The 11,480-nt window shown below is 74.8% G+C and carries 10 protein-coding genes and 2 pseudogenes; 8 read left to right on the forward strand and 4 right to left on the reverse strand.

The features are described from left to right. Nucleotides 1-341: pseudogene (locus tag AB0D66_RS27625) on the reverse strand (hypothetical protein); the annotation flags it as partial. A gap of 251 nt (nt 342-592) precedes the next feature. On the opposite strand from AB0D66_RS27625, the gene AB0D66_RS27630 reads away from it, so the two are divergent. The 6 genes and pseudogenes from AB0D66_RS27630 to AB0D66_RS27655 all read left to right on the forward strand — a co-directional run bounded on the left by AB0D66_RS27630 (nt 593) and on the right by AB0D66_RS27655 (nt 6,210). After that, entirely contained in the window at nt 593-1,753 is a 1,161-nt protein-coding gene (locus AB0D66_RS27630) for a substrate-binding domain-containing protein (RefSeq protein ID WP_362309008.1), read from the forward strand. Nucleotides 1,754-2,213: 460 nt separating this feature from the next. Beyond that, the gene (locus tag AB0D66_RS27635) at nt 2,214-2,612 is read left to right on the forward strand and encodes a VOC family protein (RefSeq protein WP_362309011.1); all 399 of its coding nucleotides are present in this window, start codon (nt 2,214-2,216) and stop codon (nt 2,610-2,612) included. Between the two features lie 150 nt (nt 2,613-2,762). Next, the gene (locus AB0D66_RS27640) at nt 2,763-3,287 is read left to right on the forward strand and encodes a hypothetical protein (RefSeq protein ID WP_362309014.1); all 525 of its coding nucleotides are present in this window, start codon (nt 2,763-2,765) and stop codon (nt 3,285-3,287) included. 112 nt (nt 3,288-3,399) lie between these two features. Next, on the forward strand, nt 3,400-4,734 hold the full coding sequence (locus tag AB0D66_RS27645) for a glycoside hydrolase family 18 protein (RefSeq protein ID WP_362309017.1): 1,335 nt from the start codon (nt 3,400-3,402) through the stop codon (nt 4,732-4,734). 253 nt (nt 4,735-4,987) lie between these two features. Next, nucleotides 4,988-5,332: pseudogene (locus AB0D66_RS27650) on the forward strand (serpin family protein); the annotation flags it as partial. Further along, nucleotides 5,329-6,210 (forward strand): aldo/keto reductase, encoded by an 882-nt coding sequence (locus AB0D66_RS27655; RefSeq protein ID WP_362309020.1) that lies wholly within the window; start codon nt 5,329-5,331, stop codon nt 6,208-6,210. The pseudogene AB0D66_RS27650 and the gene AB0D66_RS27655, both read left to right, overlap by 4 nt. On the opposite strand, the gene AB0D66_RS27660 is transcribed toward AB0D66_RS27655, so the two are convergent. Next, a complete protein-coding gene (locus AB0D66_RS27660) occupies nt 6,173-7,171 on the reverse strand; it encodes a PfkB family carbohydrate kinase (RefSeq protein ID WP_362309023.1) in 999 nt (332 codons plus the stop codon). The two genes, AB0D66_RS27655 and AB0D66_RS27660, sit on opposite strands and share 38 nt — an antisense overlap. Next, nucleotides 7,168-7,818, reverse strand: coding sequence for a bifunctional 4-hydroxy-2-oxoglutarate aldolase/2-dehydro-3-deoxy-phosphogluconate aldolase (locus tag AB0D66_RS27665; protein WP_362309026.1), 651 nt, complete (start codon nt 7,816-7,818; stop codon nt 7,168-7,170). Before AB0D66_RS27665 ends, AB0D66_RS27660 begins: the two co-directional genes overlap by 4 nt. An 88-nt stretch (nt 7,819-7,906) precedes the next feature. Here AB0D66_RS27665 and AB0D66_RS27670 point away from each other — a divergent pair, with 88 nt between their 5' ends. Next, nucleotides 7,907-8,707: an IclR family transcriptional regulator gene (locus AB0D66_RS27670; RefSeq protein ID WP_362309029.1), complete on the forward strand. Its 801-nt coding sequence runs from the start codon at nt 7,907-7,909 to the stop codon at nt 8,705-8,707. 219 nt (nt 8,708-8,926) lie between these two features. Continuing rightward, on the forward strand, nt 8,927-10,576 hold the full coding sequence (locus AB0D66_RS27675) for a sigma-70 family RNA polymerase sigma factor (RefSeq protein WP_362309032.1): 1,650 nt from the start codon (nt 8,927-8,929) through the stop codon (nt 10,574-10,576). Nucleotides 10,577-10,594: 18 nt separating this feature from the next. On the opposite strand, the gene AB0D66_RS27680 is transcribed toward AB0D66_RS27675, so the two are convergent. After that, nucleotides 10,595-11,449 carry an RNA polymerase sigma-70 factor gene (locus AB0D66_RS27680; protein WP_362309034.1) on the reverse strand — a complete coding sequence of 285 codons (855 nt, stop codon included), beginning with the start codon at nt 11,447-11,449 and terminating at the stop codon, nt 10,595-10,597. Nucleotides 11,450-11,480 lie beyond the last annotated feature (31 nt).

The following is an 11,480-nucleotide window of genomic DNA, read 5'->3' on the forward strand; positions in this document are numbered from 1 at the left end:
CGGTTTTCGAAGACGGCCACCTGGTAGTGGGGGGCGGGGATCTCGCTGGCGTGGGTGGTGGTGGAGGGGCACAGCGGGCAGGCGTCGGCGGGTGGGTGGTAGGTGCGGTCCTGCCGGTGGGAGGCGATGACGACGCTGTCGCCGAGCAGCGGATCGCGCCGGACCTCGCAGGTGCTCGCGGTGGCGGGCGTCCCCAGCGGGCGGGTGTCGGGGAAGGTACGGGCGGCGCCGTCGTCGCCGGCGTCGCCCGTGTCGCCGGTGTCGCCGGTGTCGCCGGTGTCGCCGGTGTCGTAGTAGATGATCTCGCGGCCGTCTGCCAGGCGGGTACTCGTGCGCTTCACGTGGGGATCCTCTCTCACGGGACGGTGACGACCGCGCGGCGGCCGAGGTCGGGCCGGGAATCCGTCCTGGTCGTGCGTGAGCATGCGCTGACTCCCGAAAGAGGGACGTGATGCCGTGCGATGCGGGACGCCGCCGAATATATGAACGCTCTGACCACGGCGTCAATGACAAGTTGATCGGAATCGATCGAATCGATCGGTTCGATTGCCTATGATGACGCCGACGGAACGGCAGACCGCAGGGGGACCCCTTGAGACCACACGTAGACCAGCGTCAGGCCCAGGTGCTCGCGCTCGTCCGGGCGCGGGGCAGTGTGCGCGTCGCGGAGCTGGCCCGGGAGCTGGGCATCTCCCCCGTCACCCTGCGGCGGGACATCGAGGCGATGGCGGCCCGGGGCGAGATCCAGCGGATGCACGGGGTGATCAGCCGGGTGGAGCCGGGAGCCGCGCCGCCGGGCGGCCGGGCGGGCGCGGGGGACGCCGGAGCCTCCGCCTCCTCCACCGCCGCCTCTGACCCGGCCGCTGCCGGTCACGGCGGTCCCGACGACGGCGAGGGGCTCGTGATCGGGATGGTGGTGCCCACCACCGAGTACTACTACGCCGACGTCGTACGGGGGGCCCGCGCGGCCGTGGAAGCCCGTGGCGCGCGGCTCACGGTGGGGCTGACCCGCTACCTGCCGGGCGAGGACCGGACCCAGGCGGACCGGCTGCTGTCCACCGGGGCGCACGGACTGCTGCTCACCCCGAACTGGGAGGCCGGGTCGCCCGGGCCCGGGGAGGGGGCCTGGACGGTGGAACTCCCCGTCCCCACCGTCCTGGTGGAGCGGTGGGCCCCGCCGGGGCATCCGGCGGCGGCCCTCGACCGGGTGGCCTCCGACCACGCGCACGGGGCGGCCCGGGCGGTGCAGCACCTCGTGGGGCTGGGGTACCGGCGGATCGCCCTGGCGAGCCGGACCACGCCGACCACGGCGCGGCTGCGGGCCGGGTACGAGGCCGCGGTGGCCGCGCTCGGGCTGGAGCCGGCGCCGCCGTGGCCGGCGGCCGGGCCGGGCCCGCTCTCGGACGCGGACACCTTCGCCCGCACCCTGGAGTACCTGTGCAACGCGGTGACGGCCGGCGGGGTGACCGCGGCGCTGATCCACAGCGACACCGACGCGATCATGCTGATCCCGCGGCTCCAGGCCCGGGGCGTGCGGGTGCCGGAGGACCTGGCCGTGATCACGTACGACGACGAGGTCGCCGAGATGGCCGACGTACCGCTGTCGGCGGTGGCGCCGGCCAAGCGCGAGGTCGGCGCCCGCGCGGCGGACCTGCTGCTGGACCGGCTGGTGGAACGCCTCGCGGGCGAGAACGCGCAGGACAGCCCCCGCCAGCACCTGGAACTGCTGCCGCGGCTGACCATCCGCACGTAGGCGCGCCTGGGGAGCCACGCGAATCCCTCCGACCGGGGCCGCCGCCCGCGAACTGATTGCTTCGATCGGATTGCACATTCGATCTTGGCTCGCCCCGCGCGGGGCGAACCCACCCCGCGCGGGGCGACCTCGAGGCCGTGTAGGGGACGTGCGGGCCGGACGGGCGGGCCCCGGGGCCGATACCCGGTGGACTTCGCCCGGCGGGCCTGCCTAGTGCTGTGGCCGGAAAGGTTTGCCGGGGCGCGGCGTCCGGTGCGGTGCATCGCAAGGCGGAGGGCCACGGCTCGTACTGGACGTACTTGTGCGGTCCGACAACGCAGCGAGGTGCCGTGCCGGGCGTCGCGACCCGGTGAACCTTTGCGGTCACAGCACTAGCATCGGCACCGCGGCATCGCGTGCCGGTCACCGGCCGGGTGAGGCATGGAGGTCGCCGCGAAGTGCCTTTCGGAGGCATCCACCCATGTCAGTCGCACTGAACCACACCATCATCCACTCCCGTGACAACCGGGAGTCCGCCGCGTTCCTGGCCCACGTCCTGGGCCTGAGCGTCGGGGCCGAGTGGGGCCCCTTCATCCCGGTCGAGACGGCCAACGGCGTCACGCTGGACTTCGCGACCGTCCCGGCCGAGGCCATCACCCCGCAGCACTACGCGTTCCTCCTCTCCGAGGAGGAGTTCGACGCGGCCTTCGACAAGATCCGGGCCGCGGGGGTCGCGTACTTCGCCAACCCGCACGGAAGGCACCCCGGCGAGATCAACCACAACGACGGGGGCCGCGGCGTGTACTTCACGGATCCGGCGGGCCACGGGATGGAGATCATCACCCGCCCGTACGGGTACCAGGAGGACGGCGCCGCGTAGCCTCCGGCGGGCCGGCCCATCCGGTCCCCGACGGCGGGCGGCGGCGCGGGATCGCGCCGGCGGGCGGCGGCGCGGGATCGCGCGCCGCCGGTCGCCGTCCCGGGGCCGCGCGGGTGGCGGGGCGGAGGGCCGGGGAGGATCGTGGACAGGGTGACCGGTGGATCGGCGGGGGCCCGCATGCCCCGGCGCCGCCTGCGCGGCGCGGTGGCCGCGTGCGTCCTCGCGGCCTTCGGTCCGGCGCTGCTGGGCGCGGCCCCCGGCGGCTCGGGCGAGACCGTCTCCCTCGCCGGGAGCGAGCCCGGCCAGCGGCTCGACGTCACCCTGGTCCAAGTGGTGGACCCCGCGAGCCCGGCCGATGCGCAGGGCCCGGCGCCCGACGCGTCGACCCGGCTGCTGGCCGTCCGGTTCCGGCTGGAGAACACCGGGACCACCGTGTACAAGGACTCCCCCGCGCCGGCCGCGCACCTGCTGGACACCGCCGGGAAGCGGTTCTCCGGCCTCAACAGCCCGACGACGGCCGGGGATTCCTTCCCCGACACCGTCACCCTGAGCCCCGGCGGCTCGGCCGAGGGCTTCGTCACCTTCCGGCTGCCCCAGGACGCCACCGCGGCGGCGGTCCAGTTCGCGCTGAACGGCGGCCTGGCGGACGACGTGGGCCAGTGGAGTCTTCCGTAGCCGACCGGCGAGTTTCCGCCGCCCCCTTGACCGCTCTGGTCCAGACCAATAGTTTCCGGCATGCACCGCGCACGCGCTCACGCCCCCGCTCCCGCATCCGCAAAGGAAGCCCATGCGCCGCAGCATGCTCGGCAGGCTGGCCGTCGCCGCCTGCTCCCTCTCCCTGCTGGCCGCCTTCGCGCCCACCGCCGGCGCCGCGCAGGACGAGGCGGCGGGCGGCCACTACCGCTCGTACAAGAAGGTCGGCTACTTCACCCAATGGGGCGTCTACGGACGGGACTTCCAGGTCCAGGACCTGGAGGCGAACGGTTCCGCCGGCAAGCTCACCCACATCAACTACGCCTTCGGCAACGTCAGCGCCGAGGGCAAGTGCTTCACCGGGAACGTGCCCGGCGAGGCCGACGCCTGGGCCGACTACGTCCGCCCGCTCGACGCAGAGAACTCCGTGGACGGGGTCGCCGACACCTGGGACCAGCCGCTCGCCGGCAACTTCAACCAGCTCCGCGAGCTCAAGGCCAAGCACCCCGGCCTCAAGGTGATGATCTCGCTGGGCGGTTGGAGCTGGTCCACGCACTTCTCGGACGCCGCGCTGACCCCCGCCTCCCGCAAGGCGTTCGTCCAGTCGTGCATCGACCTCTACATCAAGGGCAACCTGCCGCAGGACGGCACCCGCGGCGGCGCGGGCGCGGCCGCCGGGCTGTTCGACGGGATCGACCTCGACTGGGAGTGGCCGGGCTCGGCCGGGGACACGGACACGAAGTTCCGGCCCGAGGACAAGCGCAACTTCACCGAGCTCGTCAAGGAGTTCCGCACGCAGCTCGACGCGTACGGGCGCAGCCAGAAGCGGAAGTCGCCGTACGAGCTGACGGCCTTCGTCCCGACCGCTCCCGCCAAGATCGACGCGGGCTTCGAGGTCCGCCGGATCATGCGCGACCTCGACTTCGTCACCCTCCAGGGCTACGACTTCCACGTCTCCGGCGAGGCCACCACGGCCCAGCAGTCCGCGCTGTACGCCCGGGGCGACTTCAGCGTGGACGGCACGGTCGACGCCTGGCGCGAGCGCGGGGCGCCCGCGCACAAGCTGGTGGTCGGCATGCCGTTCTACGGGCAGGGCTGGACGGGCGTCAGCGGCGGCGGGGACGGCATGGGCCAGCCCGCCACCGGACCGGCGCCGGCCACCTGGGCGGCGGGGTACGAGGACTACAAGGCCCTGAAGGGGCTGGCCGATTCGGGGACCTACCAGATCCACCGGGACCGGCGCGGCGGGCACGCCTGGCTCTTCGACGGCACCACCCTGTGGACGTACGACGACCCGCAGGTGCTGCGCGCCAAGTCCGGCTACGTCCGCGAACACGGTCTGGGCGGCGCGATGTTCTGGTCCCTGGACGCGGACACCGCCGACGGCGAGCTGCTGACGGCCGTGGACCGGGGCCTGCGGGGCCGCTGACCGGCCCCCGCGAGGGCCACTGACCGGCGCCGCCGGGCCGCGGAAAAGGATCCGGCCCGGCGGCGTCCCACCACGTACGCTCCCGCGGATGACGAACTCGACGGTGCGGGCGGTCAACGGAGCGGACCGGCGGCCTGATCGAGCGGATGCCGGTGGACCTCAAGGAAGACACCCGGTTCGTCCCGGACTCCGCGTTGGCTCTGCGACTGAAATGGATCCGCCCCTTCCGCGAGATGTCGGGCTACGCCGACGAGAGGTCCGCGCGGAGCACGACCTGCTGCGCCAGGCGCGGCTGTTCGGGCTGGAGGCCGCGTGCGACGGCCGCCGCGGGCACTTCCCCGGCATCAGCGCCGAGCCGTCGGCCATCGGCTCGGCGCGCCAGACGGCGCTGGCCCGTTTCGGCGCCGAGGGCTTCGAGGCCGCGGCCGTCACCGCGTTCGCGGCGGCGGCCGGCAGCGCGGCGCCCCGTCCGCGGTACCGGGTCCGGCGGGCGGAGGCCCGCTTCGACCGGCCCTTCGGCTTCCTGGCCGTCCACCGCACCTCCCGGCTGGTCCTGGCCGCCGGATGGGTCGACGAGCCCGGTACGGTCGCCGAATGACAGAAACGATCACCGCGGCCTCCGCGGGCACCTGGCGGCTGGGCGACCTCACCGTCAACCGGCTCGGCTTGGGCGCGATGCGGCTCACGCACCTCGCCGACGGCTCCCCCAGCGACCGTGAGCGGGTGACCGGCGTGCTGCGCCGCGCCGTGGAGCTCGGTGTGAACCACATCGACACCGCCGCCTTCTACTTCTCCCCGCTGCGCTCCGCCAACGAGCTGATCAACCGCGCGCTTGCTCCGTACGCCGACGACCTGGTCATCACCACCAAGGTCGGGCCGGGCCGCGACGCCGCCGGCCAGTGGTGGTGGGCCGAGCCCGGGCAGTTGCGCGGGCAGGTGGAGGAGAACCTGCGCCAGCTGGGCCGCGACCACCTCGACGTGGTCAACCTCCGCGTCCCGCGCCGGGAGACGACCGGGTCGGTCGCCGAGCACTTCGGGGCGCTCGCCGAGCTCCGCACCGCCGGCCTGATCCGCCACCTGGGCATCTCCAACGCCCGCCCCGACCACCTCGCCGAGGCGCGTGCCATCGCGCCGGTGGTGTGCGTGCAGAACCCGTACGGGATCGGCTCCCCGGCCGAGGACCACGCCTTCCTGGAGGCCTGCGGGGAGCAGGGCATCGCCTTCGTGCCGTTCTTCGCGATCGCCGGCGCCGGCAAGGAGTCGGGGGCGGCCGCCGAGGAGGGCCCCGAGGTACGCGACCTGGCCGAGGCCCACGGGGTCTCGGCGGCCCAGCTGCGCCTGGCGTGGACGCTGGGCCGCGGCCCGCACGTCCTGGCGATCCCGGGCACGGGGAACCCGGACCACCTCGTCGAGAACGTCGCCGCGGGCTCCCTGCGCCTCACCCCCGAGGAGGTCGCGCTCCTGGGCGGCCTGTGAGTCCGCGGTGCCGCGCGGCCAGCGCCGCCGTCTGCGGGAAGGCGGGGACGCGCCCGGTGCCCCCGCGGCCGGACACCGAGAGGGAGGCGGCCGCCGCGCCGTAGGCGACGGCGTCCGCGAGCCCGTCGCCGAGGGCGAGCCGGGCGGTGGCCGTGCCGGTGAAGCAGTCCCCGGCCCCGGTCGCGTCGACCGGGGCCGGGTTCACCGGGACCGTCTGGTACCGGGCGCCCGATCCGTCGTCCAGCAGCAGCCGGCCGGCGCCGGCGGTCACCACGACGGTGCGGGCGCCCAGCGCGCGGCAGCGGGCGGCGGCGGTGTCCGGATCGTCGGTGTCCACGAGGGCCAGGGCGTCGGCCGGGCAGGAGGTCTTGAGCAGCCCGGTCAGCGGGGTGATCCGGGCGAGCAGGTCCCGGGCACGGTCGCGGCCGGTCAGCCGGGGGCGGAAGTTGGGGTCGTACGAGAGGTGCCCGCCGGCCTCGTGCACGAGGTGGGCGGCGGCCAGTACGGCGTCGTGGCTGCTCGGTGAGAGCGCGGCCGTGATGCCGCTGGTGATCAGCGCCGTGGAGGCGGTGAGCAGCCCGCGCCAGGAGTCGACATGGGCGGGCGCGAGGGTGGAACCGGCGCTGTGGGCACGCCAGTAGACGAACTCCCGGCCGCCTTCGGTGTCGGCGGACAGCAGGTAGGCGCCGTTGGGCCGCGGGGCGCGGCGTACGTGGGAGACGTCCACCCCGAGTTCGGCGGCCCGCCGCAGCAGCGGGGTGCTGAGTTCGTCGTCGCCGACGACGGCGAGCAGGGCGGTGCGGGCGCCGGCGGCCGCGGCGGCCGCCGCGGCGTTCAGCGCGTCCCCGGAGTAGGAGATGCGGGCCGGGGTGCCGTCGGCGACCTCGCCCGGGGCGGCCGCGGCGTGGATCTCGACGAGCACCTCGCCGAGCACCAGGACGTCGTACGGCGCGCCGGTCACGGCCGGGGCTCCCGGCCGGCGCAGCCGCCGCGGCCGCAGCACGGTCCGGCCAGCTCGGCGAAGACGGCGGCCAGTTCGCCCGGGTCGTCGGGCAGTCCGCTGCCGATGCCGACGGCGTCCGCCCCGGCCGCCAGCCAGTCCGGCACCTCGGCGGGCCGGATGCCCCCGGTCGGAACGATCAGTCCCGGGGGCAGGACCGCCTTGAGGGAGCGGATGAAATCCGGACCGCCGACATGGGCCGGAAACACCTTGGCGGCGCCCCCGGCCCGGACGGCGGAGGCGATCTCGCCGGGGGTGAACCCGCCCTCGATGAAGACGGCTTCGCGGCGTGCGGCGACCCGGCGCACCTCCGGCGCGGGGTGGGGGGAGATCAGGAAGCCGGCTCCCGCGTCCAGGGCGGCCCCGGCCTGCTCGGCGGTGGTCACCGTGCCGACGCCGACGAGGGCGGGGCGCCCGTACGCGTCGGCGAGCGGGGCGGTGCGGCGGACGGCGGAGGCCCAGCCGGGGGTGGAGGTGGTCAGCTCGACCGCGCGGCATCCGGCGGCGAGCAGGGCGCCGGCGTGCCGGACGGCCTGGTCGGCATCGGCGCTGCGCAGCACCGGCAGCAGGCGCTGGGCGGCCATGACCGCGTACGGGTGGCAGGACAAGGGACCCTCCCGTTTGTTCCACGTAGTGGAACGTCATATTGTGTAGCGGAACCATGTGGTCTAGACCCTACCCAGTCCGGGAGTCGGCATGTCAACGGATGAGGCCCCGGCCCCCGGGAACGGCAGCGCGACGCGCGGTGGGCGGACCTCCGCCGCGGGATCGGCGTTGGAGAAGTCCCTGCGCATCCTGGAGGCGGTGGCCGCCCCCGGCGGGCCGCACCGGCTGGCGGAGGTGACCGCGGCCGCCGCCGTACCCAAGTCCAGCACCTTCCGGATCCTCGCCTCGCTGGCCGAACAGGGCTTCGTCCGCCAGGAGGACGACGGGCGGTACGGGGTCGGGCCGCGGCTGCGCGGACTGTCCGCCCTGGTCAGCGGCGGGGAGCCGGCGAGCATCGGGCGGATCCTGGACGAGCTGCGGCGGGCGGCGGGCGGGCAGACCGTCCATCTGGCCCTGCACAGCGGGCAGACCGTCACCTACATCCGGAAGCTGGAGAGCGAGCAGCCCTTCCGGACGGCCAGCCGGATCGGGATGCGCATGCCGCTGCACACCACCGCGATCGGCAAGAGCATCCTGGCCCATCTTCCCGAGCAGGAGGTACGGGATTTGGTCGCCGCCACCGGGCTGCCGCCCCGTACCGCGCGCACGGTCACGAGCGCGCGGGACCTGTACGCACAGCTGGCCGAAGTCCGCGCCCGGGGCTTCGCCCTGGACGACGAGGAGAACGAACCCACCATCCGCTGCATCGGCGCTGCCGTCCTCGGACCGGACGGCCGCCCGGTCGGCGGGGTCAGCATCACCACCGTCACGTTCCTGGTGTCCCGTGAGGAGATCGAGGCCTGGGCACCGGCCCTGCGCGCGGCGACGCGGGCACTGGCTCCGCTGCTGTGAGCAGGGCGGAGCCGGGTGGTGTCGGGCACCGCGGCGGGCAGTGCGATGCTGGCTGCGCCGCGGCGGAGGGGCCGGACCGCGCACCGTCCCGGCACCGCCCCCTTCCGCCCGCGGCGGATGCCGGGAAATCATCTTCCGGATAAGTGTTATCGAGACCCCTCTCGACGGTCTCCCATGCATTGGGCATCATCGACCGCCGGTACGGACAGGGAACATCACATGAGCACTCAGCACACGGCAGCGCTGGTGGCAGCGGCCCGCGCGGGCGATCCCCGCGCGCAGGACGAACTCGTCGGCACCCACCTGCCGCTCGTCTACAACATCGTCGGCCGCGCCCTGAACGGGTCCTGCGACGTGGACGACGTGGTGCAGGACACGATGCTGCGGGCGCTCGACGGGCTGGGCGGCCTGCACGCCGACGAGAGCTTCCGGTCCTGGCTGGTGGCGATCGCGATGAACCGCGTACGGGCGTACTGGCAGGCCCGCCAGAGCGGCTACGGCGAGTCCACCCTGGACGAGGCGGGCGAGGTCGCCGACCCGGGGGCGGACTTCGTCGACCTGACCGTCGTCCGCCTCAACCTGGCCGGTCAGCGGCGCGAGACGGCTCGCGCCACGCGCTGGCTGGAGCCCGACGACCGGGCGCTGCTGTCGCTGTGGTGGCTGGAGTGCGCCGGGGAGCTCACCCGGGCCGAGGTGGCCGCGGCGCTGGAGCTGTCCCCGCAGCACACGGCGGTGCGGGTGCAGCGGATGAAGGCGCAGCTGGAGGCGGCCCGCGTGGTGGAGCGCGCCCTGGACGCCCGGCCGGTGTGCGAGGAGCTGCGGACGCTGGCGGCCGGCTGGGACGGCCGGCCCTCGGCGCTGTGGCGCAAGCGAATAGCCCGTCACGCGCGGGAATGCGTGCGGTGCTCCGGCCTGTGGAGCGGCCTGGTTCCGGCGGAGGGACTGCTGGCCGGGCTGGCCCTCGTACCCGTCTCGGCGGCCCTGCTGGCCGGGATCCGCGCGGCCGGTACGGCCGGCTTCGACCCCGTGGCCGCCGCCTATGCCGCCGGCGAGGGCACGGGCACGGGCTCGGGCGCGGACTTCGCCGACACCGCGGCCCAGACGCACCTCGCCCCGGACGTGGCGACGGCGGGCGGCGGCCGCGGCGCCCTGCGCAAGCGCCGGCAGAACCGCCGGCGGGTGATCGGCGGGGCGGTGCTGGCCGCCTGTGTCGCGGGCGGCGGCCTGGTCTACCTCGGCACCCTCCCCGGCTCCGGCGAGAAGAAGACGGCCGACGCCGCCGCCCCGGCCCCGCTGGCCGCGCTCTCGGCCTCGGAGTCCGCGCTCCCCTCCGAGCCGCCCTCGCCGTCCGCCTCCGCGTCCCCCTCGGCCTCCGCGTCCCCCTCGCCGTCGGCCTCCGCCTCGCCGAGCCCGGCCGCGAGCCCCACCCCGACGCCGAGCCGCAGCAGCTCGCCGAGCCCGAAGCCGCCGGCGCCGGCCCCCGCCCCGCCGGGGATGGCGGGTCAGGTCGTGGCGCTGGTCAACTCCGAGCGGGCGGCGGCGGGCTGCGGTCCGCTGAAGGAGGACGGCCAGCTGCGGGCGGCCGCCCAGAACCACTCCGACGACATGGCCCGGCGGGACTACTTCTCGCACACCAGCCCCGACGGGACCGACCCGGGCCAGCGGACGACCACCGCCGGATACCGCTGGTCGACGTACGGGGAGAACATCGCGAAGGGCCAGCAGACGGCCCAGTCGGTGATGGACGCCTGGATGAAGAGCCCGGGGCACCGTGCGAACATCCTCAACTGCTCGTTCAAGGACATCGGCGTCGGCATCCACCAGGGCGCGGGCGGTCCCTGGTGGACGCAGAACTTCGGGGCGAAGTAGCCGGCGGCCGGGGGCGGTTCAGGGCTGGACGCCGCGCAGCTTCCGCGGATTGACGACGAAGCGCAGCGCGGTGATCCGGCCTTCGGCCGCCTCGAAGGTGACCGCCCCGACGGGCACCCCGCCGAGGGCCATGAGCAGGCCGGGCTCGCCGTTGATCTCCGTGATGCCCATCTCCATGCCCTGTGCCCCGGGTTTGGCGAGGACGCCCAGCAGCCAGCGGGCGACGTGGTCGGGGCCGCGCAGGGGGCGGCGGGCGGCCGAGACGACGCCGCCGCCGTCCGACCAGGAGGCCACGTCGGGGGCGAGGAGCGCGAGCACCTCGCGCAGGTCCCCGCCCGCGCAGGCCGCGAGGAACTTCTCGGCGATCTCGCGCTGTTCGGACGCCTCGGCGGTGAACCGGGGGCGGCCGGCCCGTACGTGCTCGCGGGCCCGGTGCGCGGACTGGCGGACCGCGGCCTGCGACTTCCCGACGACCTCGGCGATCTCCGCGTACGTGTAGCCGAACACCTCGCGGAGCAGGAACACCGCGCGTTCCACCGGAGTGAGGGTTTCCAGCACGACCAGGACCGCCATGGAGACCGTGTCGGCCAGTTCGGCCTCCTCGGCGACGTCGGGCGAGGTCAGGAGGGGTTCGGGGAGCCAAGGGCCGACGTACGCCTCGCGGACGGCCCGGGCCGACGTCAGCCGGTTCAGGCTCAGGTTGGTGACGGTGCGCACCAGGTAGGCCTTGGGGTGCTCGACGGAGGTGCGGTCCGTCCGGTTCCAGGCGAGCCAGGCGTCCTGCACGATGTCCTCGGCGTCGGCGACGCTGCCGAGCATCCGGTAGGCGGTGCCGAACAGCAGCCGCCGGTTGTCATCGAACGTGTCGGTCATGGGTCCCACCGTCGCATTCGGCCGCCAGTTG

It is taken from the genome of Streptomyces sp. NPDC048270, assembly GCF_040652335.1.
Taxonomy (GTDB): Bacteria; Actinomycetota; Actinomycetes; order Streptomycetales; family Streptomycetaceae; genus Streptomyces.